The sequence below is a fragment of the Mesorhizobium sp. M0028 genome, assembly GCF_040323855.1.
Classification (GTDB): Bacteria; Pseudomonadota; Alphaproteobacteria; order Rhizobiales; family Rhizobiaceae; genus Mesorhizobium.
Genome location: NZ_JAMYVG010000017.1, coordinates 102,145 through 123,492, shown reverse-complemented (window position 1 = coordinate 123,492; position 21,348 = coordinate 102,145). Strand labels below are relative to the sequence as shown.

Here is a 21,348-nt window from a genome sequence, read left to right as displayed (position 1 = left end):
AGATGACCGTGCGGCGCACAGAAAAGCCGATCGAAGGAAAAGTGCCGGCAAAGCCACAGGCAATCTCCCCCCGTGTGGGGGAGATGCCCGGCAGGGCAGAGGGGGGCGCGAAGGATCGCAACGATTCCGACAAGCCCGTTGTCCGCCAGCGCAGTGGTATCGGCTCCTACGAGGATCCCGCCGATACTCGCCGCGAAAAGCGCCGCCCCGGCAAGACGGGTCGGCCGGGACGGTAGCGATCCTTCGCGCCCCCCTCTGCCCTGCCGAGCATCTCCCCCACACGGGGGGAGATTGGCAGCTTCGGCGCTCCGCTCGCTCCAGCGCCAACCACTTGCCATCGGCCCTGCCCTTGGTGTACCCAATCCCTATACTCGAACGTCTTGAAAGGAGGGCTGCGTGCATATCGACCACCACCGTCAGCGCGGCCCTGTACCTGCCCTGCGAGCTTGCTTGCAGGGCTGACCAGAGACGGTCCGGGTTCTCCCGCTTCGATTTTTTTGGTCCGCCCTTCGTGGTGCTGCAACGCCGAGCCTGATGGCAAACCTGCGCACCGTCAAGTGCATTGAACCGGAATTCAGTCCGGACAGACCAGAGTAATCGACATGGCCCTGATCAGCCTCAAGTCCCTCGGCGTCACCATGAGTGCGCCCCTCTTCTCCAATCTCGACCTCACCATCGGCACCGGCGACCGGCTCGGCATCGTCGCCGCCAACGGCCGCGGCAAATCTACCTTGCTGAAGTGCGTGGCCGGCGAGATGGAGCCGACATCAGGCGACATCACCCGCACGCGCGGCCTGCGCGTCGGTTATGTCGAGCAGGTCATTCCCGCAGCGCTGGCCGGGCGCAGCTTTCATGAGGTGGTGGCCGACGCCTTGCCAGCCGAGCACGCCGAAAGCGAGCTGTGGCGCGTCGATGTGGTCCTCGATTCGCTCGACGTACCCGAGCCGATGCGCGAGCGGCCGATGCGGGCATTGAGCGGCGGCTGGCAAAGGCTGGCGCTGATCGCCCGCGTCTGGGTCACCGATCCCGACGTCCTGCTTCTCGACGAGCCGACCAACCATCTCGACCTCGGCAAGATCAGCCAGCTCGAGACCTGGCTGAACGCGCTGCCGCGTGAGGTGCCCGTGGTGATCGCCAGCCACGACAGGGCGTTCCTCGACGCGACGACCAACCGCACGCTGTTCCTGCGCCCCGAACAGTCGCCGGTGTTTTCGCTGCCCTATTCGCGGGCGAGGCTTGCGCTGGACGAGGTCGACGCTTCGACCGAGCGCAAATTCCAGCGCGACATGAAAGTGGCGCAGCAGCTGCGCCGGCAGGCGGCCAAACTCAACAATATCGGCATCAATTCCGGCAGCGACCTTTTGACGGTCAAGACCAAGCAGCTCAACCAGCGGGCAGAGCGCCTGGAAGAAGCGGCGGCGCCGGCACACCGCGAAAGATTGGCGGGCACGATCAAGCTCACCAATCGCGGCAGCCATGCCAAGGTGCTGATCACGCTCGACGATTTGGTGGTCGGAACGCCTGACGGCACGGTTCTGTTCAGCACCGGCAAGCGCCACATCTGCCAAGGCGACCGCATCGTCCTGCTCGGCCGTAACGGCGTCGGCAAATCACGGCTGATCGGCCTGATCCGGAACGCCATCGTCGAGCCGGAAACGGCGGCGCAAAGCCTGAAGGTGACGCCGTCGACCGTGCTCGGCTATAGCGACCAGGCATTGTCGGGCATCGGCGGCGACGACACGCCGCTGGCGATGCTCTCGCGCGGATTCGACGTTGGCGAGCAGCGCGCCCGCTCGCTGCTCGCGGGCGCCGGCGTCAGGATCGACATGCAGGAGCGCAGGATCAGCGTGCTGTCGGGCGGACAGAAGGCGCGGCTGATGATGCTGGCGCTCAGGCTCGCCAATCCCAACTTCTATTTACTCGACGAGCCGACCAACCACCTCGACATCGACGGCCAGGAGGCACTGGACGCGGAATTGCTGGAACATCAAGCAAGCTGCCTGCTTGCCTCGCACGACCGCTCCTTCATCCGCGCGGTTGGCAACCGCTTCTGGCTGATCGAGAAACGGCGGCTGACCGAGGTCGACGACCCGGAAGCTTTCTTCCGGGAGGTTGCCGAGGCCGACGGTTGAAAAATTGTGGAAAAAAATTCCGGCGCTCTGTCGGATGATGATCGCATGCCACGTCCTTGGGTTGCCGACACGGTGATGCCGGCGCCAATCGAGGAGAAAGCATCATGTCTATTCTGTCATCCATAGGTCACGCCGTGACGCGTTACTCGGCGGCTCGCGCCCGTTATCGCAGCGAACGCGCCATCCTTTCATTGCCGATCGAGTTGCGCAAAGATATCGGCTGGCCGGAAATCGTCGTCGACGCGCAAAACAGCCCGCGGATTCGCATCGAAGGTTGAAAGGTGGCAGTTGGCCGTTGCGGCAGGCGCCATTTCGAATCCAAAAAACCATCGGCCGTGTAGGATCGTCGCCGTTCCGTTCGTCCTGTGGTTCGCAAAGGCAAATCAGACGCAAAGAGGAGCATGACATGAATGACCAGGCGCAGACCCAGCCCGCCGCCAAGGTGCTTGGCGGATTGACGCCCTACCTTCAGCTGGACGGCGCTTTCAAAGCCTCCGAATTTTACCAAAAAGCCTTCGGTGCCGAGCAGGTCTTTGCCTATCCGCCGGACGAACAGGGCCGTACCATGCATATCCATCTCCACATCAACGGTTCGACGCTGATGCTTTCCGACTTCTATCCCGAGCATGGAATGCCCGCTGTGAAGCCGCAGGGCTACACCATGCAGCTCCATCTCGGCAGCGACGACATCGACGCCTGGTGGAAGCGGGCCATCGAGGCTGGCTGCGAGGAAGTCGTGCCGTTGCAGGTGATGTTCTGGGGCGACCGCTGGGGCAATATGCGTGATCCGTTCGGCGTCGAATGGGCAATGAACGCGCCGGTGAAAGCGGCTTAGGATCCCCACACAGGTATGTACCGGAAATCACCGCTCAAGAGGGCGGAAAACAATCGCATGGAGGAAATCAGATGTCTTATGTCGATGGTTTCGTACTTGCCGTGCCGAAGGCAAAGCTCGATGCCTACAAGAAGCTGGCGGAAACCGCCGGCGCCGTCTGGAAGGAGCACGGTGCACTTGCCTATGTCGAATGCGTCGGCGACGACGTCCCTTATGGCGAGCTCACCTCGTTCCCGCGCGCCGTACAGGCCAAGGACGACGAGGTCGTCATCTTCTCATGGGTGGTCTATGAATCGCGGCAGAGCCGCGACGCGGTGATGGCCAAGGTGATGGCCGACCCACGCCTCAAGTCGGACTGGTCGACGATGCCGTTCGACGGCAAGCGCATGATCTTCGGCGGCTTTCAGCCGTTTATGGAGCTTTGATGCATGTCGCGCAAAAGGGCGCAGCGGTTTTACGATAACGACATGCATAAAAACAAGGATCTAAAGCGCGTCGCATGAGGCCGATCGAGCGCGACGCGCTTTTAAGGCCCAGCGGCGCTCTAAGCCAGCCTGTCGAGCAGCGGCTTCAGCCGGTCGCCATAGCGCTTCCACAGATCGACCGAGCCCTGATACATCGGCTGCCGCACTTGCGCGGCGGACGCCGTGCGCACCGGCCGGTCGGTCCGGTGAAACGACAGCACGGCGTCATCCCATGGCAGGCCGAGATGGGCGATCAGTGCTCGCGACTGGCCTTCCTGGTCGGCGACGAAATCCTCGTAGCGAACGTCGTGCACGACATCAGGCAGCACGGCGTGCCAGTGCGCCATGATGTCGGTGTAGAGATTGTGGAAATCGGCGAGTTCGCCGAGATCGTAGCCGTAGCGGTGGCTGTCGCCGCGGAAGTGCACCTTGTAGATCGACAGGCAGGTCGCTGCCGCATCGCGCGCGCAATGGATGATCTTGGCCTGCGGCAGCATCATGTGGATGAAACCGACCAACAGGAAATTGCCGGGCATCTTATCGGTGACGTGCCGGAACCCGGGATAGCGGGCGTGCAGCATATCGAGATAGGCCTGGCCGGCCTCGGCATAGGCCTTATCGGACATGTCGGCGATGCCCCAGGGAAAGCCGCCCTTCATGCTGAGCGGAAACTGCTTGCCGACCGCCGTCTTCAATATGCTGAGCTCGCCAGCGCCATAGACTTGCGGGTGGCTGGCGATGATCTGCTCGACCAGCGTGGTACCGGAACGAGGCATGCCGACAATGAAGATCGGCGTGTCGTCGGTAATCCCGCTCGGCCTGTGCTTTTCAAAAAAGGCCTTGTCGAACACCGCCTTCATCGCCTCGAACTCGCCGCGCGTCTTGTCGGCGTCGTAGTCGATGCCCTGGCGGCGGATCGCGTTGCCTTCGGCGAAATAGTCGAAGGCGCGACCATAATCCCTGAGGTCGTCATTGGCCTTGCCGAGGCCGAAGGAAAGCTGCATGCGCGCCAGGCTGCCTTGCGGCGCCCTGGCGTGCTCCGCCTCCATCCGGGCAAGCTCGGCGTCGCGCTCCTTCTGGCGCTTGACCTGGGTGAGCATTAGCCAGGCCCTTGCCATGCCGGGATCCACCGCCAGCGCCTGCCTGAAAAGATCCGCAGCCTCGTCGAGACTGCCCTTTTCCATCAGCCCGACACCCAGGCCATGCAAAAGATCGGCATCCTTCGGCCGGATCGTCAGCGCCTCGCGAAAAACAGCTAATGCCTCATCCAGCCGGCCCGCTTCCTGCAGCGTCTCGGCAAGCCCGACACGGGCGCGGACATGGAACGGGTTGCGGCCGATCGTACCGCGATAAATATCCTCGGCGCCTTCGAATTGGCCGAGCTGCTTCAGCGACGAGCCGAGATTGTCGCGCGCCGCCAGTTGGTCCGGCCTGGTTGCCACCACTTTGCGGAAGAGATCGGCTGCGGCCGCGACCCGGCCGAGGTCGCGCAGCACGGTGCCGAGATTGTTGAGGAAATCCGGATTGTTCGGCTGCAGCCGAACCGATTGTTCGATCAGCGCCAGCCCCTCGGCGCTGCGCCCGGTCTGGTGCAGCAGAAGCCCGAGGAAATGCGCGGCGGCCGAGTGGTTAGCCTTTTGCGCCAGCACCTGACGGTAAAGCGCCTCGGCCTCCTGCCGGCGCCCCGCCTGGTGCAGCTGCAGCGCCTGCTGCACGTACTGGTCAAGCCCCAGCGGCGGCTGCCCGCCTGAGCCGTAACGTGCGCCTGCCGGTTGTCTCGGATTTCTGTGGATGGGAAACCTGCCGTGTTGTCCGCCTGCCGCGATCTAGGCCATCGCTGCGGCGCGTGCAAGAGCAGACGACGGGCACTATGGAGCAAACCCCAAACTAGCGGAAGTCGGCCGGCGTCAGCACATACATGTTCCTGCGGCCATGCGAGTAGGCTTCGCGCGCAATATCGTGGATCGACGAACGCTTGGCGTCGAAGGCGCTGAGAAATTCGGCTTCGGCTCCGCTTGCGGCCGGGTTTGCCGCCGAAAGTGCCGCAACCTCGACGAAGAACGGGACTTCGAACATGCCGTCATGGCCGACGAAACGAATGCGCTTGGCCGCCGCGTCGTAGGAACGGCTGGGATTGGGAAAATTGAGTGTCATGGCTGCGCGTCAAATCAGGCGGTTGCTTTCGGCAAGCTGGCGCGCCCGCCGCACCGTGCCATCGGTGTCGGCAAGCCTTCGCCTTGCCGCCTCGTCGCTTCTTATCGTGAGGCGCGGCGACATAGCCTTTATCGGCTTTGCGACGGGATTGACTGCAACTGTCGGGACATCCGGTGTTCTTGCGGAATTCATGACTCTCTTCCTTTCATACCTAAATAAATACAAATGCCGGAGGAATTTTTCCGGAAGTTCTTCAAACAATTTTTGAGGTGCACCGGGATCGTATCATCGTTCTGCAAATAACTATAGAAAAGTAATTTTGCGTTGGTAGGGGTAAGAGGCCGGAATCTTCTTGAATAAGCCGCATTTTCGGACTAATGGTATGAAACCGTTTTTGGGTCATGCTTGGGCCCTCGCGGCGTCAGGGTTCTCGGCCCGCCAAACTGATCCAAATCGCCGACACCTGGTACCGCAATGCAGGCTCCGCTTTCGGAGCCAGGCCGGAAAGAAACTTCAAGGCACGAGAATGTCTGCCCGCACCACTCATTCCATCGCGCATTTCGCGGCACCTTTCGTGCTTGGCGGCCTGGATGGCATGCAGCCGGCCGGCGACTATGACATCGACCACGACGAGGAACTGATCGACGGCATGTCGTGGCTTGCCTGGCGCCGCGTCGCCACCTTCATCCATCTGCCGGCAAGGACGGTGAAAAGCCCAACCGGCCGGCTTGTCGCCGTCGACCACGCCGAACTCGAAGCAGCGCTTCGGCACGACCAGGAGAATGCCACATGATCCGCTTCCAGCAGAGTGCGCGGCGCACGGACACGCCCTCGCATATCTTCACCGTCGGCCAGACTGTTCGCATGAAGAGCCGCACCGGCCTTGCCCAAAAGACCGCGGAGCTGTTCCAGATAAAGAGCCGGCTGCCGGTCAAGGACGGCTCGCCGCAATATCGCATTCGCAGCGATCAGGAGACCTATGAGCGGGTCACCACGGAAGACAATCTCGAACCGGTCGACAACCCGGCCAACTGAGCCGAAAGCAATCCGCAACACGTATAAGGGATCAGAAAATGGCCAAGGGTCAACAGCGCAGCAATCGCGAGACACGCAAGCCCAAGAAGGACAAGGTGGCGGCAAAACCGGCCTCGCCCTTCGGCTCGGCGGTCAAGCAGGCGGAGACCGCTGTGAAACCCAAGTCCAAGGGCTAGGGTTCGATCGCACGACAATCTGCCTGGAGGCGTGCTTGAACTTCGTCATCGAGTTCTACCGCTCGCGCGATGCCGACGAAGCGACACTCGATCGAGTGTCGCTGGAGGCACCGAACCTGCGCGCCGCCCTGCAAGGCGCCGCCACGCTGCTTCACACGCTGATGATGCCGCAGATCCCCGATCGCCTGCGCATCTCCAACGAGGACGGCGCCGAGCTCTACGTCGGCCCCGCCGATGGTGCCTATCCGGACGAACAGTGAGGCCGGTGCGCTAGCACGGCCCATCATCGACGACCCGATAATCCGCCGCGCGGGCCTCGCATTCATTGGGGAACGTGCGCAGTTCGCCATGGCGACGGGCACAGACCGGGCGGTATTCGCGGGTACAGAATGTCTGCTCCCCGCCGCCGCCACCGCCACGGCACTCGCCTTCACGGATGATGCGGTATCCGGCCCGTTCGGCAAGGCAGGCATTGGCGAAGGTCTGGCGGTCGTCGCCGCGCCTGGCGCAGACCGGGTCATATTGCCTGGTGCAGAATTGCGGCCCCGGCCGTGGCGGGCGCGGCCCTGGCCCCTCATCGACCACGACGGTGCAGGCCGCAAGAATTGCCGACAGGAACAAGATGGAAAAACCCTGCCGCGAGAAGATTGCCGCAAGAAGCCGCATAAATATTCCCTCCCTCGAAACTCCCGCCCCCGCGTAATCGCGCCTGCATCGGGCCGATCTTCGTCAATCTCGCCATTCTGCTGCGAAATGCAACCCCGTTTGCAGCCTGGCGCATGCAAACCAAGGCGGTATGCCGGCGCAAGTCCAAAACAGCACCGGCCCAGCTTGCTGGACCATGCCTGGGTTGCGTCTGGCCGATGACCGCGCGGAGAACCAGTTCTATCGGTGCGATGCGTCGGGATGCGCCTGTTGGGCCGCCCGCGGCTCTATCTTGCAAGCATCACGTTTCCGTGCGATAAATTTTGTGTTCGGGCATTTGCGACCCGGAGAGCGGAACGTTTTGGACGACCTTTCCCCGATACTGTGAATCTCTGACAGCCCCGTTTTCGGCGGGGGGTTTTACCATGCGCCAATGCATGACTGCCGAAGCAACCACCGGGACTTGCCCACGGCGCCAGGCGGCGGGCGGAACCACCAAGACTGACACGGGTGAAGGAGTTTCCCCAATGGCCCAGACCGGCACCGTTAAATTCTTCAACGCTACCAAAGGCTTCGGCTTCATTACGCCCGATGGCGGCGCCAAGGATGTATTCGTCCACATCTCGGCGATAGAGGCTTCCGGGCTGCGCACGCTCGTCGACGGTCAGAAGGTCACCTTCGATGTCGAGCCCGACCGTATGGGTAAGGGTCCGAAAGCGGTCAATCTCCGCGCCGCCTGAACGGCGGCGTGCCGCGCGTCCTTTCGGGTGTGTGAGGATGCTGCAAGGCTTTTGGTGTGAACTCGAATTTTATAAAGGCGCGGCGGTTTTCGTCGCGCCTTTTGTGTTCCGGGATGCTTGCCGGCACCCGCAAAACTTTCTCTTGCCGATGGCACTAAAATAAAGGACAAATTTCCGTCCGGGCATTTGCCGGCCCGAGACTGACTTGTGGGATCAAAGGAGCTTCCCATGCCGCAGACCGGCACCGTCAAATTCTTCAATCACGCCAAGGGCTTCGGCTTCATCACGCCGGACGACGGGGCAAAGGATGTCTTCGTCCATATTTCGGCCGTGCAGGCGTCGGGTCTTCCCGGTCTTGAGGATGGGCAGAAAGTGACATTCGACACCGAGCCGGACAAGCGCGGCAAGGGTCCGAAAGCCGTCAACCTGTCGATCGGCTGAACCAGCCCCGGACAGAATGGACGTGGGCCGGTCTGGCCTGCGGTGTTTGCCGCATGTTTGAACCCCAGTTAAATGAACCGCTTGGTCAAATTTCGTTCAGCCCCCGTTCAGCCACGGTCGCATATTAATCTTCGTTAAAGCCGGACCGCATCCCCCCGAAAACGACCCGGGCCGGCACGAAGGAGACCGACATGAACGGAATTTTCAAGACTGCCATCCTGTCCGCCGCGGTCGTTGCGACCACGCTTGCGACCTTGCCTGCGGCCAGTGCCGATGAATGGCGCCATCACCGCCGCCACCACGGCCACGGCGACGCCGTTGCGGCCGGCGTCCTTGGTCTTGCGGCCGGTGCCTTGATCGGCGGTGCCCTCGCCAGCCCGCAGCCCCGCTATTACGACCCGGCCTATGATGATGAATACTACCGGCCTGCCCCGGTGCGCCGTTATTACGTGCAGCCGCGAGTAGCCTATGCCGAAAGCTATGCGGAGCCGTGGACCCGCGGCTGGTACGAATACTGCTCGGACCGCTACCAGAGCTTCAACGCGCGTACCGGCACGTTCACTGGCTATGACGGCGAACAGCATTTTTGCACCGCCAATTAAGACAGTTTTCCTGTCCTGAACAAAAGCGCTGCCCGGTGGGTGGCGCTTTTTGTTTTTCGCGGTTTCAGACCAGGCCGGCTTTAGACCAAATAAGGATTGCTCCGCCGCTCCTCACCAAAACGGCCGCCGGGACCATGGCCACAGATGAAGCCGATGTCGTCGCCCAACGGCAACAGCTTCTCCTTGATCGAGGCGATCAGCGCGGCGTGGTCGCCGCCCGGCAGGTCGGTGCGGCCGACCGAACCGCGGAACAGCACGTCGCCGACATGGGCGAACTTCGCCGCCCGGTTATAGTAGACGATGTGGCCGGGTGCGTGGCCCGGACAATGGAATACCTCAAACACCTGTGAGCCAAACGAAACGGTCTCGCCCTCGGCGAGGAACCGGTCGGGGACACAGTTGCGCACGGGATCGGTGATGCCGTAGCGCTTTGCCTGGTTCTGGAGATTGGCGAGCAGCGGACGGTCGGCGGCATGCGGGCCGATGATCTCGATATCGAGCGCCTCTTTCAGTTCCATGGCCCCGCCGGCATGGTCGATATGGCCATGCGTGATCCAGATCGCGCCGGCAGTGATCGCATTGTCCTTGAGCGCCGCCAGCACCTTGTCGATGTCGCCGCCCGGATCGACGACGACGCCCTGTCTGTCGTCCATGTCGAAGAGGATGGTGCAGTTCTGTTGGAACGGCGTGACCGGCACGATGCCGGCGTTGAGCTGACCCATATTTGTCCTTTCACACTGTCGGAGCTCCGCGCGTCCCCTCGAACGCGTCAGGAAAGCTCTAACCTTGTTGAATCAGGCCCTGATGTAGAGACACACGCGGACGGCGTCCACCGCTCCCGCAAACGGCAAACGAAATGGGCGGCCGAAGCCGCCCATTTGAAAAGCCTGAAACGTCGAAAGCTTATTTCTTCATCGCGTTCATGACCGCACCGATGATGCCGGTCAGGATGGCGCCGCCGCCGGCACCGCCAACGATGTTGGGAATGTTCAACGCGCTGCCGGCCCCTGCCGCCGTGGCGGCTGCTGCCGGATCGACCGCCCCACCGCCCAGCAGGCTGCTGAGGATGGCCGCCCCGCCGACGCCGCCAACAGCGCCGCCCAGGATTTTGGGAAGCTGACCCATCGCCGCCGTCTTGATAGCCGCGCCCACCGCCTGACCACCGATGATACCCGTAATCACCTGAATAATGATCGGAAGAAGCGTGTTCATATCCATATTTCCAATCCCTCCATAGCTGCCAGCCTCCCGGGCCGACGCCATCATGAGACGCCGAATTGGACGAAAGTCAAATGCGCAAACGCTTAAATAAAAGGGGCGGCCCGAAAACCGCCCCTACTTGATAAAAAAGCTGTGACTTTCGTTATTCTGCAGCAATCGCGTGGTTGGGTTGAACGGCTGCAGAATAGTCATTCATCAGCGTCTTGGCGATCTCACCGACCTCGAATCGGTACGGGCCGATCTCCGAAACCGGCGTCACCTCGGCCGCTGTCCCGGTGAGGAAGCACTGCTGGAAGCCTTCAAGCTCTTCCGGCATGATGGCGCGCTCGATCACCTCCAAACCGCGGTCCTTGGCAAGGCCGATGACCGTGCGGCGGGTGATGCCGTCGAGGAAGCAATCGGGCTTGGGCGTATGGATCTTGCCGTCCTTGACGAAGAAGATGTTGGCGCCTGTCGCTTCCGCCACCTGGCCACGCCAGTCGAGCATCATGGCGTCGGCATAGCCCTTGGCCTCGGCGGCATGCTTGGACATGGTGCAGATCATGTAGAGGCCGGCCGCCTTCGATTTCGACGGTGCGGTGCGCGGGTCGGGGCGGCGCCATTCGGCCATGTCGAGGCGGATGCCCTTCAGCTTCTGCGCCGGGTCGAAATAACTCGGCCACTGCCAGATGGCGATGGCGCAGTTGATCCGGCTGTTCTGCGCCGAAACGCCCATTTGTTCGCTGCCGCGCCACGCGATCGGCCGGACATAGGCGTCCTGGAAACCTTGCTTCTTCAACAGCGTGCGGCAGGCGTCGTCGATCATGGCGACCGAGTAGGGTATCTTGAAGCCAAGCAGGCGCGCCGACTCATGCAGGCGTTCGGTGTGGTCGGTCAGCTTGAAAATTTCGCCGCCATAGGCGCGCTCGCCCTCGAATACCGCGCTGGCGTAGTGCAGCCCGTGGGTCAAGACGTGGATCTTGGCGGCGGCCCATTTGACGAATTCGCCGTTCATCCAGATAAAGCCGTCCAGTTGGTCGAAGGGAACGGATGCCATGGTAACCTCCCGCGGGCGGCAGCCCGCACATCATTGTGTCGTTGCGTGTTTCGCCTCGGCCGCCGCGGGCGGCCATTGTCTCAAAGCGTAGGCGGATATTTAAGGTCTGGCAAACTCAGGAAGTTCCGGAAAAAAGGGCTTCGTTTGCCTTTTCGTTCGCAATCCGCCGAAAAGCTTGCCAAAAATTACCATCGCGCGGAAAATACGTCAATAGTGCTGACATAATTTCCTGCTTCACACGGAGAAAAGATGACGAGCCACGCAGCCGCAGAGCCGATCAGGACGGCGATCACCGACGAGGATGGCATCGATTTCGCCATCATCGAGTTGTTCTTCTTCGCCTATCGCGACTTTACCTCCGATCCGGACCAGATCCTGGCCGACTACGGTTTTGGCCGTGCTCATCACCGGGTTCTGCATTTTGTCAATCGCCGGCCCGGCCTGACGGTCGCCGAGCTCCTCGACGTGCTCAAGATCACCAAGCAGAGCCTGGCGCGCGTGCTCAAGCAACTGATCGACACCGACCATATCGTGCAATTGCAGGGCCCTCGCGACCGCCGCCAGCGCGAGCTTTATCCGACGGCCAAGGGCCGTGCGCTGGCGCTGGCACTGGCGCGGCCACAGTCGCGCCGCATCCATGCTGCATTGGAGGATTCCGGAGCCACCGAACGCGCCGTTATCGAACGGTTCCTTGAGGCGATGGTCAATCCGGAACTAAGGGCGCAGATCGACATTGTGCCCGCAAAGATGTCAGGGAAAAGCCATGGAGACCATTGAGAGGGTTGATCATCCGACAGCACCGGAAGACGACGCGCCGCATCTGCTGGTGGTCGACGACGACACCCGAATCCGCAATCTTCTGAAACAGTATCTGACCGAAAACGGTTTTCGCGTCACCGTTGCCGGAAATTCCGGCGAGGCGCGGCGCAAGCTCACCGGCCTCGATTTCGATCTGATCGTGCTCGACGTCATGATGCCGGGTGAAAGCGGCGTCGATCTCACCAAGGCGCTGCGGGCGGAAAAGAACGTACCGATCCTGATGCTCACCGCACTGTCCGAAACCGACAGCCGGATCACCGGGCTCGAGGCCGGCGCCGACGACTATCTGCCAAAACCGTTCGACCCGCGCGAGCTGATCCTGCGAATCAACAATATCTTGCGCCGCGGCGGCCCCGCGACGACGCCCAAGGTCGAACAGCTGGTCTTCGGCCCCTATACCTTCCAGATCGCCAGGCGTGAGCTGAAGCGCGGCGGCGAGGCGCTCAAGCTGACGGACCGCGAGCAGGAAATCCTGGCGATCTTCGCTGCGCGTGCCGGCGAAACGATACCGCGGCATGAGCTTGTCGGCGACGAGTCCGAGGTCGGCGAGCGCACGATCGACGTCCAGATCAACCGGCTGCGCCGCAAGATCGAACGCGATCCGTCCAATCCGGTCTGGCTGCAGACCGTGCGCGGTATTGGGTATCGGCTCAGCGTGGAATAGAATGCCGCCGACAGCGGTCCTTTGCTGGGCCGCCGGTGAGCGAAAAGACGAATGGCGACCACGCAACTCGAACGGCCGGAAGATGGCGGCTTGAGCGCCCGCGCGACGCGGGCGCTCAAGGCCGTGCCGCGCGCTTGGAACCGTTTCTGGCGCCTGGTGTCGCTTTACATGCCGAAGCGGCTCTATGCCCGCTCGCTGATCATCGTCATCGCGCCAATGATCATGCTGCAGTCGGTCGTCGCCTTTGTCTTCATGGAGCGCCATTGGCAGACCGTGACGCAGCGCCTGTCGCAGGCCACGGTGCGCGACATCGCCGCCATCATCGACCTGATAGAGACCTATCCGCACGACGCCGACTACGCCAACGTCATCCGCATCGCCCAGGATCGCATGCAGTTGAAGGTCGACCTCCTGCCGCCAGACCCGCTGCCGCCACCCGGGCCAAAGCCGTTCTTCTCGATCCTCGACGAGATCCTTTCGTCCGAGATCACCCGCCAGATCAACCGTCCGTTCTGGATCGATACGGTCGGCAATTCAAATATCGTCGAGGTCCGCGTCCAGCTCGAGAACAAGGTGCTGCGGGTCTTCGTGCGCCGCAGCCAGGCCTATGCATCGAACACCCATATTTTCCTGATCTGGATGGTCGGCACCTCACTGGTGCTGCTGATGATCGCCATTCCCTTCCTGCGCAACCAGATCCGGCCGATTCTGACGCTGGCCGAGGCGGCCGAGAGCTTCGGCAAAGGCCGGCCGATGCCTCGCGATTTTCGCCCGCGCGGCGCCGAGGAAGTCCGCCGCGCCGGCTTTGCCTTCATCCAGATGCGCGAACGCATCGAACGCCAGCTCGAGCAGCGCACCGCCATGCTGAGCGGCGTCAGCCACGATCTGAGGACCATCCTCACCCGCTTCAAGCTGCAATTGGCGCTGGCCGGGACCAAGGCGGCCGACACCCAGGCACTCGACCAGGATATCGACGACATGCAGTCGATGCTGGAAGGCTACCTTGCCTTTGCACGCGGCGAAGCATCGGAAGACGCCGGCCGGTTCGACCTCGAAGCCTTCTTCGACAAGCTTCGCGAGGAAGCCGCGCTGCGCAAGCGCAAGCTGTCGACCGTGCTTGCCGGCGATCCGCATGTCCATGTGCGCCCCAATGCCTTTGCCCGGCTGCTGTCCAACGTCGTCGGCAATGCATTCCGCTATGCCAAGACGGTGGAGATCAATGCCAATCATGGACGCGGTTCGCTGCTCGTCACTATCGACGATGACGGTCCGGGCATTCCGCCCGAAAAGCGGGAGGATGTATTCAAGCCTTTCGTGCGGTTGGACGAGGCCCGCAACCTCGACGCCAGCGGCACCGGCCTTGGCCTTTCCATCGCACGCGACATTGCCCGCAGCCATGGCGGCGACATCGTCCTCGAACGCAGCCCGCTCGGCGGCCTGCGGGCGGTGATCAAGGTTCCGGCTTGACGGGAGCGAGGCCGGCCTTCATCCGCCCGTCATGAAACCATGGTGAAGAGCGCCAATGAAGCGCGCGATCCTGATTGATTCGGCCCTGCGGCCTCATTTCGACCCCGCGCCTGCCCGGGTGCGCTGGTGCGAGGCCAGAGCGGCGGCGTGGTCGCCGTTCAGGCATCGCGGCAAAGCAATCAAGCTCTCCGCCAAGGGACCGCCATGCGCATCCTGATGGTCACCGATGCCTGGCGCCCGCAAGTCAACGGCGTCGTCCACACGCTGGAGCGCCTCTCGGAGACCTTGAAATCCTTCGATGTCGAGACGGACTTCCTGACGCCGAACATCTTTCGCACCCTGCCTCTGCCGACCTATCCCGACATCAGGCTGGCGCTGACGACGCCGCACCGCGTGGCGCAGCTGATCGAGGCACGCAAGGCGGATCACATCCATATCGTCACCGAAGGACCGCTCGGCATTATGGCGCGTCGCTACTGCCGCAACGCCGGCCGTCCGTTCACGACCAGCTATCACACACGTTTTCCGGAATATCTGAGCGCGCGTCTGCCGGTGCCAGAAGCATGGGCCTATCGCTGGCTGCGCGATTTCCATAATTCAGGACAGGGCACGCTGGTCGCCACCCAGTCGCTTGCCGACGATCTTGCGGCACGCGGCTTCACCAAGCTTCGGCCATGGACGCGTGGCGTCGATACCGATCATTTTCGGCCGGATAAAAGAAAGGACCTGGGGCTTCCGGGACCGATCTTCCTCTGCGTCGGCCGCGTCGCGATCGAGAAGAACCTGCCGGCTTTCCTCGACCTGGACCTGCCCGGCAGCAAGGTGGTTGTCGGCGAAGGGCCGGAATTGGCGAAGCTGAAGGCCAGATATCCCGATACCCATTTTCTCGGCCATCGCCCGAACGACGAACTGGCCGAGATCTACGCCTCGGCCGACGTCTTCGTCTTCCCCAGCCGCACCGACACATTCGGCAACGTCATTATCGAGTCGTTGGCCAGCGGCACGCCTGTCGCAGCCTATCCCGTCACCGGGCCGATCGATATTGTGGGCGACGGCATAGGCGGCGCAGTCTCGCAAGAGCTGAGGCAAGCAGCGCTCGCCGCGCTTCTCGTCGACCGCACCGAGGCGCGGCAACGTGCTATGCGCTACAGCTGGAAGGCCTGTGCAGAAATGTTCATGGAAACGGTCGAAGGAGCACTGGGTACCACGCGAAAACTGGCCGCCTGAGCAAACCGCAGTTAGAATAACCTGCCGCCGTCCGGCACCTTACGCTCGATCGCGCCGAGGACGACGGCGCCCTCTTCATCGGGAAAACCGAGCGTCAGCACTTCCGACATGAATGGCCCGATTTGACGCGGCGGGAAATTGACCACCGCGAACACCTGCCGGCCGATCAGGCTTTCAGGTGTATAGTATTTCGTGATCTGGGCCGAGGATTTCTTCACCCCGATCACGGGACCGAAATCGATTTTCAACTTGATCGCCGGCTTGCGCGCCTCGGGAAAAGGCTCGGCCTCGACGATCGTGCCGGCGCGGATGTCGACGCGGTCGAAATCGGCGAAGCTGATCTCGGGTTTTCTCGCGTTGCTCGAACTCATCGATGATCAGGCGTTTCCGTAGGTTTCGAACAGCACGCCGGCGAGCGCGTCCTTGGCCGAAGTCCCCGACCAGACGACGAACTGGAAGGCCTGAAAATAGCATTCGCAGGCTTCCAGCGCCGACGACAGCAGCACCTCGACCTGCTGGCTCGACGGCTCAACCCCACCGGCCAGCAGCAGCGACTGGCGGAACATGATGGCGCCTTCCTGCTCCCAGAGGTCGAAATGGCCAAACAGCATCTGCTCGTTGATCAGCGAAAGCAGCCGCATCACCTCGAGCGCGCGCGCCTCAGGCACCTTGATGTCGAAAGCGCAGGCCAGGTGCAGCGCCTCGTAGTCCTCCATCCAGGAGAATGAAACGTGGTAGTCGGTCCAGCTTCCGGCAACCGAGATCGAGATCTCGTCGTCGCCGGCACGCTCGAAGGACCAGTCGTTGTTGTGGGCCACCTGCTCGATAACATCCACCGGATGGATTTCGCGGGAGAATTCGAGTTCGAGAAGTTCCATGAAATGCTTCCTGTCGTTCTGGGAGCGCCACCACACGCTCCGCGGGAGAGGCACACTCGAACAATTCTGCCTAGAACTCGGACGGCCAGGACTTCGTCAACGCAAAGACCCCGGACCGGACCCCACCGCCCGGCGCATGACCCTGCTCCGAATCATGCAACAAATTCAGTCTATTGATCGGGAGTCGCGTGACCAGCCCAATTTTTCGCACTGCGTCATTCGCATGTGGAAAGGCGCTGTCGGAAAGATCCACGCAGTACCGGTAAGCGATTCACGACAAAGCGCTTTTTGCGATCCGGCTTTGTGGAAAAGTTTAACGAATATTTTTATTATTTTTTTGCACGCGGCTTTGCCGAAGCCGCAGGCGCTGCCTGACCGGTCATTTCGGCAAGCTTGGCCTCGAGCGCTTCGATGCGAGCAGCGAGGCGGGTGTTTTCTTCCCTGGCCTTCGCCGCCATGTCGCGAGCGGCCTCGAATTCCTCGCGCTGCACGACGTCCATGGAGTTGAGTATCCGCTCGGCCTGGCCCCTGAAGGCGGTCTCCACCTCGCGCCGCACGCCTTGCGCGGCACCGGCTGCGTCGGTCATCAGCTTGGCGAATTCATCGAGAATGCGGTTCGGTCCGGTCGCCATGGCAAATCCTCGCTTGGTCGAATTGACGTAGTGGCGCACGATGCGGAATGCAAGCATATGCTCGCCTTGACCCTGCCAAAACCCTGCCGCATGGTCCGCGCCCGAACCTGACCGGAACCGGGAGACCCTGTTGAGCGAATATTTGCTGCCGCTGGCTGCCCTGCCCTTCCCCAACATCGATCCGGTCATCGTCCGGATCGGACCGCTGGCGGTGCATTGGTACGGCGTCGGCTACATCGTCGGCATCCTGTTCGCCTGGTGGTATGCCAAGCGCCTCGTCACCAACCCGAAACTCTGGCCCGACGGCACCCTGCCGATGAAGCCCGTGGATCTCGACGACTTCATCGTCTGGGCGGCCATCGGCGTGGTGCTCGGCGGACGCACCGGCTACGTGTTGTTCTACGACCTGCCGCGTTACATCGCCAATCCGCTCGATATCGTCGCCGTCTGGCAGGGCGGCATGTCGTTTCATGGCGGCCTGCTCGGCGTCATTCTCGCCATGACGCTGTTTTCCCGGTCGCGTGGTATCCGCACATGGTCGCTGTTCGACGTTGTTGCCGCCGGCGTGCCGGTGGGGCTTGGCCTCGTTCGCCTGGCAAACTTCATCAATTCCGAACTATGGGGCCGACCGACCGACGTTCCATGGGCATTCGAATTCCCCAATGGCGGCCCATTTGCGCGCCATCCGAGCCAGATCTACGAGGCGCTGCTCGAAGGGCTGGTGTTGTTCCTTGTCCTGCGCTTTCTCACTCATTCGCGGCTCAAGCTGAAGACGCCGCGCTTCGTCGGCGGCGCCTTCATTGCCGGCTATGGCGCCTCGCGCGTCTTCGTCGAATTCTTCCGCGAGCCCGACCAGCAGCTCGGCTATCTCCTTGGCACGAGCTGGCTCACCATGGGCATGGTGCTGTCGCTGCCGATGGTGCTGGCCGGCATCTGGGCGATGGCTACAGCCAAGCCGGTGACAAAACCGCAGCCCGCATGACGCCGCTGAAGACCCGCATCGCCGAGCTGATCGGTGCGGTGGGACCGATCCCCATCAGCGAATACATGGCGCTCTGCCTGTTCGATCCGCAGGACGGCTATTATACGACACGCGAGCCGTTCGGCGCCGCCGGCGACTTCGTCACCGCGCCGGAGATCAGCCAGATGTTTGGCGAGCTGGTCGCCGTCTGGCTCTACCAGGCATGGCTGGCGATCGGCCGGCCGACGCCGGTCGCCATCGCCGAAATAGGCCCCGGCCGCGGCACGCTGATGAGAGATATGCTGCGCACCCTTTCGCGGCTCGATCCGACGCTTACCGCCAGCGCATCATTCGTCTTGATCGAGACCAGTCCGCGGTTGACCGAGGTCCAGAAACGGACGCTTGCCGGGACGTCGGCCACCATCGCCTGGAATGAAACCATCGACACACTACCGCAGGGGCAGCTTCTGATTGTTGGCAACGAGCTGTTTGACGCGGTGCCTATTCGCCAGTTCGTCCGCGCCGGAGCCGGCTGGCGCGAACGGATGATCGGTCTCGACGATGCGAACCAGCTTCGCTTTTTCGTCGGCGCCGGCTCGCTCGACCCGATGCTGCTGCCGGAGGATGCCGAGAATGCGCCGCAAGGTGCGATCGTCGAGGTGGCGCCAGCCCGCGCCGCCCTGATGGCGGCCATCGCCGGGCGACTTGCCGGATTTGGCGGCGCCGGCCTGTTTCTCGACTACGGTCACCTCCAGCCCGGCATCGGCGACACCTTGCAGGCCTTGCGCAAGCACGGTCATGAGGACGTGCTGGCGAATCCGGGGGAGGCCGACCTCACCGCCCATGTCGATTTCGCTGCCCTCGCTGCAACCGTTCGGGCACACAGCCTCGATGCCCACCTCTCCACGCAAGGTGAATTCCTGCTCAAGATGGGGCTTCTCGAACGAGCTGGCCGGCTCGGCGCCAATGCCGATGAGGCAGCTCGTGAAAAGATCGCGGCCGACGTCGAGCGCCTCGCCGGTCAGCAGGCCATGGGCGAGCTCTTCAAGGTGCTTGCCATCCTTCCTCCCGGCATTGCCGTTCCGCCGTTCGCAAGCGCGGATTGACTTTTCGCTGTCGCCTCTACCACTCTCCCCTCTCCGGCTGCGCCCGACATCAACTGCACTCGCCTTCAACTGCGCCCGCCTTCAACTCGCCTACCTTCAACTTGCCTACCTTCAACTCGCCGCCTTCAACGCGCTTGACGAAATCGCCCATACGGACAACAAAGCCGCCATGCTGAATCAGACCAAACCGGATCCCGTTCGGTCGCCCTTGCTGGAAACGGCGCAAGGCATCCGCCACGGCTACTTCACACGCGTCGGCGGCATTTCCAGCGGCATCTACCGGGGCCTCAACATCGGCACCGGATCGAGCGACGACCAGACGCTGGTGCGCGAGAATCGCCGCCGCGTCGCCGAATGGATGGGCGTGGCGGCAAGCCATCTGCTGACTGCTCATCAGGTTCATTCGCCGGACGTCGTCATCGCCAGGGAACCTTTTGCCGGCGAGCGTCCCAAGGCCGACGCCATCGTCACCGACCGGCCGGGCATTGCCATCGGGGCCTCGACCGCCGATTGCGGACCGGTCCTCTTCGCTGACGCCGAGGCGTGCATTATCGGAGCCGCCCATGCCGGCTGGAAAGGCGCTTTCACGGGAGTGCTGGAAAACACCATCGCGGCAATGGAAAGCCTCGGCGCCCGGCGTGACCGCATCGTCGCAGTGCTCGGTCCTTCCATCGGCCCACAGAATTACGAAGTCGGACCGGAATTCGTCGCCCGCTTCGTCGACGCCGATGCCGGTAATGCCCGCTATTTCGCGCCCTCCGCAAATGCCGGACACGCGATGTTCGATCTCAACCGCTACACGGTCGACCGGCTGACCAAGGCTGGCGTCAATGCCGAAGGGCTCGGCCGCTGCACCTATGCCGAGGAAGAGCTTTTCTACTCCTATCGGCGCAGCACGCATCGCAACGAGCCCGACTACGGACGGCAGGTTTCGGCAATCGTTTTGGAGACTGACTGATGGCGCTGCATTTCGAACGCTCGGAATTCGACGCGCGGCGCGATCGACTGATGATCGAGATCGCCGAAAAGAAGCTCGACGCCGTCCTGCTGTTTGCGCAGGAAAGCATGTATTGGCTAACCGGCTACGACACGTTCGGCTTCTGCTTTTTCCAGTGCCTGGTGGTCAAGGCCGACGGCTCGATGGTACTGCTGACGCGTTCGGCCGATTTGCGCCAGGCACGCCACACCTCGATCATCGACAACATCGTTTTGTGGACGGATCGCAACGGCGCCAATCCGGCGGTCGACCTGCGCAATTTGCTCAACGAGCTTGACCTGCTCGGCGCCCGCATCGGCGTCGAATACGACACCCACGGCCTGACGGCATATAATGGCCGGCGCCTCGACGAGCAGTTGCAGACCTTCGGGCAGATCGCAGATGCCTCTGGCATTGTCAGCCGGCTGCGGCTGTTCAAGAGCCCGGCCGAAATCGCCAAGGCGGAAAAAGCCGCAAATCTGGCCGACGACGCGCTGGACGCAGCACTGCCGCTGATCAAGCAGGGCGGCGATGAGGCGCTGATCCTCGCCGCCATGCAAGGCGCGATCTTTGCCGGCGGCGGCGATTATCCGGCCAACGAGTTCATCATCGGCTCGGGCGTCGACGCCCTGCTCTGCCGCTACAAGGCCGGTCGCCGCAAGCTCACCAAGAACGACCAGCTGACACTCGAATGGGCCGGTGTCTTCCACCACTACCATGCGGCAATGATGCGCACGGTGTTGACCGGCAAGGTATCGAAACGCCACCAGGAATTGTTCGATGCCGCCCGCGCCGCGCTACTTGCAGTCGAGAAGGCGATGACACCTGGTAATACGTTCGGCGACGTGTTCGACGCCCATGCCCGCACACTCGAAGCCCACAATTTGACCAAGCACCGGCTCAATGCCTGCGGTTATTCGCTCGGCGCCCGCTTCACCCCGTCCTGGATGGATATGCCGATGTTCTATCAGGGTAATCCCGAACCGATTGCGCCGAACATGACGCTGTTCGCCCATATGATCATCATGGACTCCGAAACCGAAACGGCGATGACCCTTGGCCGCACCTACCTGACGACCGAATCCCAGCCGAAGCCGCTGTCCCGCCATGATCTCGACTTGATCGTGCAGTGAATCC

Annotated in this window: 30 protein-coding genes; 20 read left to right on the top strand and 10 right to left on the bottom strand. The window is 62.3% G+C overall.

The window, feature by feature from the left end:
- The 5 genes from NKJ93_RS25285 to NKJ93_RS25265 form a co-directional block, all read left to right on the top strand.
- Positions 1-236, top strand: a 236-nt coding sequence (locus NKJ93_RS25285) for a hypothetical protein (protein ID WP_352591772.1), incomplete at its 5' end; no start/stop codon positions are given.
- Positions 237-602: 366 nt separating this feature from the next.
- On the top strand, positions 603-2,132 hold the full coding sequence (locus NKJ93_RS25280; RefSeq protein WP_352591769.1) for an ABC-F family ATP-binding cassette domain-containing protein: 1,530 nt from the start codon (positions 603-605) through the stop codon (positions 2,130-2,132).
- 104 nt (positions 2,133-2,236) lie between these two features.
- Complete coding sequence (locus NKJ93_RS25275; RefSeq protein WP_023719167.1) at positions 2,237-2,410, top strand: hypothetical protein; 174 nt, start codon at positions 2,237-2,239, stop codon at positions 2,408-2,410.
- A 128-nt stretch (positions 2,411-2,538) separates the two neighbouring features.
- Positions 2,539-2,967, top strand: coding sequence for a VOC family protein (locus tag NKJ93_RS25270; RefSeq protein ID WP_352591766.1), 429 nt, complete (start codon positions 2,539-2,541; stop codon positions 2,965-2,967).
- Between the two features lie 71 nt (positions 2,968-3,038).
- Complete coding sequence (locus tag NKJ93_RS25265; RefSeq protein WP_352591762.1) at positions 3,039-3,392, top strand: DUF1428 domain-containing protein; 354 nt, start codon at positions 3,039-3,041, stop codon at positions 3,390-3,392.
- Positions 3,393-3,511: 119 nt separating this feature from the next.
- On the opposite strand, the gene NKJ93_RS25260 is transcribed toward NKJ93_RS25265, so the two are convergent.
- The 3 genes from NKJ93_RS25260 to NKJ93_RS25250 all read right to left on the bottom strand — a co-directional run bounded on the left by NKJ93_RS25260 (position 3,512) and on the right by NKJ93_RS25250 (position 5,777).
- On the bottom strand, positions 3,512-5,146 hold the full coding sequence (locus tag NKJ93_RS25260) for a tetratricopeptide repeat-containing sulfotransferase family protein (RefSeq protein WP_352591759.1): 1,635 nt from the start codon (positions 5,144-5,146) through the stop codon (positions 3,512-3,514).
- A gap of 172 nt (positions 5,147-5,318) precedes the next feature.
- Positions 5,319-5,585 (bottom strand): DUF1488 family protein, encoded by a 267-nt coding sequence (locus tag NKJ93_RS25255; protein WP_023719171.1) that lies wholly within the window; start codon positions 5,583-5,585, stop codon positions 5,319-5,321.
- A 9-nt stretch (positions 5,586-5,594) separates the two neighbouring features.
- Positions 5,595-5,777 (bottom strand): hypothetical protein, encoded by a 183-nt coding sequence (locus NKJ93_RS25250; RefSeq protein WP_352591756.1) that lies wholly within the window; start codon positions 5,775-5,777, stop codon positions 5,595-5,597.
- Between the two features lie 334 nt (positions 5,778-6,111).
- On the opposite strand from NKJ93_RS25250, the gene NKJ93_RS25245 reads away from it, so the two are divergent.
- From NKJ93_RS25245 to NKJ93_RS25230, 4 genes are read left to right on the top strand one after another with little or no spacing between them, the layout of a single operon-like run.
- Positions 6,112-6,378, top strand: coding sequence for a hypothetical protein (locus NKJ93_RS25245; protein WP_023719173.1), 267 nt, complete (start codon positions 6,112-6,114; stop codon positions 6,376-6,378).
- Positions 6,375-6,620: a hypothetical protein gene (locus NKJ93_RS25240; protein ID WP_023719174.1), complete on the top strand. Its 246-nt coding sequence runs from the start codon at positions 6,375-6,377 to the stop codon at positions 6,618-6,620. Before NKJ93_RS25245 ends, NKJ93_RS25240 begins: the two co-directional genes overlap by 4 nt.
- Before the next feature lie 38 nt (positions 6,621-6,658).
- Positions 6,659-6,796, top strand: coding sequence for a hypothetical protein (locus tag NKJ93_RS25235; protein ID WP_023719175.1), 138 nt, complete (start codon positions 6,659-6,661; stop codon positions 6,794-6,796).
- Positions 6,797-6,831: 35 nt separating this feature from the next.
- The gene (locus tag NKJ93_RS25230) at positions 6,832-7,056 is read left to right on the top strand and encodes a hypothetical protein (RefSeq protein WP_254819206.1); all 225 of its coding nucleotides are present in this window, start codon (positions 6,832-6,834) and stop codon (positions 7,054-7,056) included.
- Between the two features lie 10 nt (positions 7,057-7,066).
- Here NKJ93_RS25230 and NKJ93_RS25225 read toward each other — a convergent pair whose 3' ends face one another.
- Positions 7,067-7,462: a Kazal-type serine protease inhibitor family protein gene (locus NKJ93_RS25225; protein ID WP_352591753.1), complete on the bottom strand. Its 396-nt coding sequence runs from the start codon at positions 7,460-7,462 to the stop codon at positions 7,067-7,069.
- A gap of 506 nt (positions 7,463-7,968) precedes the next feature.
- Here NKJ93_RS25225 and NKJ93_RS25220 point away from each other — a divergent pair.
- From NKJ93_RS25220 to NKJ93_RS25210, 3 genes are all read left to right on the top strand, one after another.
- A complete protein-coding gene (locus NKJ93_RS25220; RefSeq protein WP_006202520.1) occupies positions 7,969-8,181 on the top strand; it encodes a cold-shock protein in 213 nt (70 codons plus the stop codon).
- A gap of 228 nt (positions 8,182-8,409) precedes the next feature.
- Positions 8,410-8,622 carry a cold-shock protein gene (locus NKJ93_RS25215; RefSeq protein ID WP_006202521.1) on the top strand — a complete coding sequence of 71 codons (213 nt, stop codon included), beginning with the start codon at positions 8,410-8,412 and terminating at the stop codon, positions 8,620-8,622.
- Between the two features lie 191 nt (positions 8,623-8,813).
- On the top strand, positions 8,814-9,224 hold the full coding sequence (locus tag NKJ93_RS25210; RefSeq protein WP_023719178.1) for a BA14K family protein: 411 nt from the start codon (positions 8,814-8,816) through the stop codon (positions 9,222-9,224).
- 80 nt (positions 9,225-9,304) lie between these two features.
- Here the strand turns inward: NKJ93_RS25210 and NKJ93_RS25205 are convergent, their stop codons facing one another.
- The 3 genes from NKJ93_RS25205 to NKJ93_RS25195 form a co-directional block, all read right to left on the bottom strand.
- Complete coding sequence (locus tag NKJ93_RS25205; RefSeq protein WP_023719179.1) at positions 9,305-9,946, bottom strand: MBL fold metallo-hydrolase; 642 nt, start codon at positions 9,944-9,946, stop codon at positions 9,305-9,307.
- A 181-nt stretch (positions 9,947-10,127) separates the two neighbouring features.
- Positions 10,128-10,442 carry a hypothetical protein gene (locus tag NKJ93_RS25200; protein WP_023719180.1) on the bottom strand — a complete coding sequence of 105 codons (315 nt, stop codon included), beginning with the start codon at positions 10,440-10,442 and terminating at the stop codon, positions 10,128-10,130.
- A 145-nt stretch (positions 10,443-10,587) separates the two neighbouring features.
- Positions 10,588-11,481 (bottom strand): branched-chain amino acid aminotransferase, encoded by an 894-nt coding sequence (locus NKJ93_RS25195; RefSeq protein WP_352483089.1) that lies wholly within the window; start codon positions 11,479-11,481, stop codon positions 10,588-10,590.
- Between the two features lie 249 nt (positions 11,482-11,730).
- On the opposite strand from NKJ93_RS25195, the gene NKJ93_RS25190 reads away from it, so the two are divergent.
- From NKJ93_RS25190 to NKJ93_RS25175, 4 genes are all read left to right on the top strand, one after another.
- Positions 11,731-12,258, top strand: coding sequence for a MarR family winged helix-turn-helix transcriptional regulator (locus NKJ93_RS25190; protein WP_023719182.1), 528 nt, complete (start codon positions 11,731-11,733; stop codon positions 12,256-12,258).
- On the top strand, positions 12,245-12,964 hold the full coding sequence (locus NKJ93_RS25185; RefSeq protein ID WP_023719183.1) for a response regulator: 720 nt from the start codon (positions 12,245-12,247) through the stop codon (positions 12,962-12,964). The genes NKJ93_RS25190 and NKJ93_RS25185 overlap by 14 nt, the downstream gene beginning before the upstream one ends.
- A 51-nt stretch (positions 12,965-13,015) precedes the next feature.
- Entirely contained in the window at positions 13,016-14,431 is a 1,416-nt protein-coding gene (locus NKJ93_RS25180; protein ID WP_023719184.1) for an ATP-binding protein, read from the top strand.
- Positions 14,432-14,635: 204 nt separating this feature from the next.
- Positions 14,636-15,658, top strand: a complete 1,023-nt coding sequence (locus NKJ93_RS25175; RefSeq protein ID WP_023719185.1) for a glycosyltransferase family 4 protein — start codon at positions 14,636-14,638, stop codon at positions 15,656-15,658.
- 11 nt (positions 15,659-15,669) lie between these two features.
- On the opposite strand, the gene NKJ93_RS25170 is transcribed toward NKJ93_RS25175, so the two are convergent.
- The 3 genes from NKJ93_RS25170 to NKJ93_RS25160 form a co-directional block, all read right to left on the bottom strand.
- Positions 15,670-16,029, bottom strand: coding sequence for a tRNA-binding protein (locus NKJ93_RS25170; RefSeq protein ID WP_023719186.1), 360 nt, complete (start codon positions 16,027-16,029; stop codon positions 15,670-15,672).
- Between the two features lie 6 nt (positions 16,030-16,035).
- A complete protein-coding gene (locus NKJ93_RS25165) occupies positions 16,036-16,536 on the bottom strand; it encodes a type III secretion system chaperone family protein (RefSeq protein WP_023678420.1) in 501 nt (166 codons plus the stop codon).
- Between the two features lie 329 nt (positions 16,537-16,865).
- On the bottom strand, positions 16,866-17,168 hold the full coding sequence (locus tag NKJ93_RS25160) for an accessory factor UbiK family protein (protein ID WP_023719187.1): 303 nt from the start codon (positions 17,166-17,168) through the stop codon (positions 16,866-16,868).
- Between the two features lie 130 nt (positions 17,169-17,298).
- On the opposite strand from NKJ93_RS25160, the gene lgt reads away from it, so the two are divergent.
- The 4 genes from lgt to NKJ93_RS25140 all read left to right on the top strand — a co-directional run bounded on the left by lgt (position 17,299) and on the right by NKJ93_RS25140 (position 21,344).
- A complete protein-coding gene (gene lgt, locus NKJ93_RS25155) occupies positions 17,299-18,150 on the top strand; it encodes a prolipoprotein diacylglyceryl transferase (protein WP_352496092.1) in 852 nt (283 codons plus the stop codon).
- Positions 18,147-19,235, top strand: a complete 1,089-nt coding sequence (locus tag NKJ93_RS25150) for a class I SAM-dependent methyltransferase (RefSeq protein ID WP_352591750.1) — start codon at positions 18,147-18,149, stop codon at positions 19,233-19,235. The genes lgt and NKJ93_RS25150 overlap by 4 nt, the downstream gene beginning before the upstream one ends.
- A 169-nt stretch (positions 19,236-19,404) precedes the next feature.
- On the top strand, positions 19,405-20,193 hold the full coding sequence (gene pgeF, locus NKJ93_RS25145) for a peptidoglycan editing factor PgeF (RefSeq protein ID WP_023719190.1): 789 nt from the start codon (positions 19,405-19,407) through the stop codon (positions 20,191-20,193).
- Positions 20,193-21,344 (top strand): M24 family metallopeptidase, encoded by a 1,152-nt coding sequence (locus NKJ93_RS25140; protein WP_023678425.1) that lies wholly within the window; start codon positions 20,193-20,195, stop codon positions 21,342-21,344. The genes pgeF and NKJ93_RS25140 overlap by 1 nt, the downstream gene beginning before the upstream one ends.
- Positions 21,345-21,348 lie beyond the last annotated feature (4 nt).

What these genes read in the sequence shown, in the direction of transcription:
- NKJ93_RS25140 (WP_023678425.1), top strand. Translation starts at nt 20,193, where the DNA reads ATGGCGCTGCATTTCGAACGCTCGGAATTCGACGCGCGGCGCGATCGA.
- NKJ93_RS25240 (WP_023719174.1), top strand. Translation starts at nt 6,375, where the DNA reads ATGATCCGCTTCCAGCAGAGTGCGCGGCGCACGGACACGCCCTCGCAT.
- NKJ93_RS25180 (WP_023719184.1), top strand. Translation starts at nt 13,016, where the DNA reads ATGGCGACCACGCAACTCGAACGGCCGGAAGATGGCGGCTTGAGCGCC.
- NKJ93_RS25250 (WP_352591756.1), bottom strand. Translation starts at nt 5,777, where the DNA reads ATGAATTCCGCAAGAACACCGGATGTCCCGACAGTTGCAGTCAATCCC.
- NKJ93_RS25190 (WP_023719182.1), top strand. Translation starts at nt 11,731, where the DNA reads ATGACGAGCCACGCAGCCGCAGAGCCGATCAGGACGGCGATCACCGAC.
- NKJ93_RS25170 (WP_023719186.1), bottom strand. Translation starts at nt 16,029, where the DNA reads ATGAGTTCGAGCAACGCGAGAAAACCCGAGATCAGCTTCGCCGATTTC.
- NKJ93_RS25270 (WP_352591766.1), top strand. Translation starts at nt 2,539, where the DNA reads ATGAATGACCAGGCGCAGACCCAGCCCGCCGCCAAGGTGCTTGGCGGA.
- NKJ93_RS25220 (WP_006202520.1), top strand. Translation starts at nt 7,969, where the DNA reads ATGGCCCAGACCGGCACCGTTAAATTCTTCAACGCTACCAAAGGCTTC.
- NKJ93_RS25210 (WP_023719178.1), top strand. Translation starts at nt 8,814, where the DNA reads ATGAACGGAATTTTCAAGACTGCCATCCTGTCCGCCGCGGTCGTTGCG.
- NKJ93_RS25225 (WP_352591753.1), bottom strand. Translation starts at nt 7,462, where the DNA reads ATGCGGCTTCTTGCGGCAATCTTCTCGCGGCAGGGTTTTTCCATCTTG.
- NKJ93_RS25175 (WP_023719185.1), top strand. Translation starts at nt 14,636, where the DNA reads ATGCGCATCCTGATGGTCACCGATGCCTGGCGCCCGCAAGTCAACGGC.
- NKJ93_RS25235 (WP_023719175.1), top strand. Translation starts at nt 6,659, where the DNA reads ATGGCCAAGGGTCAACAGCGCAGCAATCGCGAGACACGCAAGCCCAAG.
- NKJ93_RS25280 (WP_352591769.1), top strand. Translation starts at nt 603, where the DNA reads ATGGCCCTGATCAGCCTCAAGTCCCTCGGCGTCACCATGAGTGCGCCC.
- NKJ93_RS25200 (WP_023719180.1), bottom strand. Translation starts at nt 10,442, where the DNA reads ATGGATATGAACACGCTTCTTCCGATCATTATTCAGGTGATTACGGGT.
- NKJ93_RS25215 (WP_006202521.1), top strand. Translation starts at nt 8,410, where the DNA reads ATGCCGCAGACCGGCACCGTCAAATTCTTCAATCACGCCAAGGGCTTC.
- NKJ93_RS25205 (WP_023719179.1), bottom strand. Translation starts at nt 9,946, where the DNA reads ATGGGTCAGCTCAACGCCGGCATCGTGCCGGTCACGCCGTTCCAACAG.
- NKJ93_RS25150 (WP_352591750.1), top strand. Translation starts at nt 18,147, where the DNA reads ATGACGCCGCTGAAGACCCGCATCGCCGAGCTGATCGGTGCGGTGGGA.
- NKJ93_RS25245 (WP_023719173.1), top strand. Translation starts at nt 6,112, where the DNA reads ATGTCTGCCCGCACCACTCATTCCATCGCGCATTTCGCGGCACCTTTC.
- NKJ93_RS25255 (WP_023719171.1), bottom strand. Translation starts at nt 5,585, where the DNA reads ATGACACTCAATTTTCCCAATCCCAGCCGTTCCTACGACGCGGCGGCC.
- NKJ93_RS25160 (WP_023719187.1), bottom strand. Translation starts at nt 17,168, where the DNA reads ATGGCGACCGGACCGAACCGCATTCTCGATGAATTCGCCAAGCTGATG.
- pgeF (WP_023719190.1), top strand. Translation starts at nt 19,405, where the DNA reads ATGCTGAATCAGACCAAACCGGATCCCGTTCGGTCGCCCTTGCTGGAA.
- NKJ93_RS25185 (WP_023719183.1), top strand. Translation starts at nt 12,245, where the DNA reads ATGGAGACCATTGAGAGGGTTGATCATCCGACAGCACCGGAAGACGAC.
- NKJ93_RS25275 (WP_023719167.1), top strand. Translation starts at nt 2,237, where the DNA reads ATGTCTATTCTGTCATCCATAGGTCACGCCGTGACGCGTTACTCGGCG.
- NKJ93_RS25165 (WP_023678420.1), bottom strand. Translation starts at nt 16,536, where the DNA reads ATGGAACTTCTCGAACTCGAATTCTCCCGCGAAATCCATCCGGTGGAT.
- NKJ93_RS25265 (WP_352591762.1), top strand. Translation starts at nt 3,039, where the DNA reads ATGTCTTATGTCGATGGTTTCGTACTTGCCGTGCCGAAGGCAAAGCTC.
- NKJ93_RS25195 (WP_352483089.1), bottom strand. Translation starts at nt 11,481, where the DNA reads ATGGCATCCGTTCCCTTCGACCAACTGGACGGCTTTATCTGGATGAAC.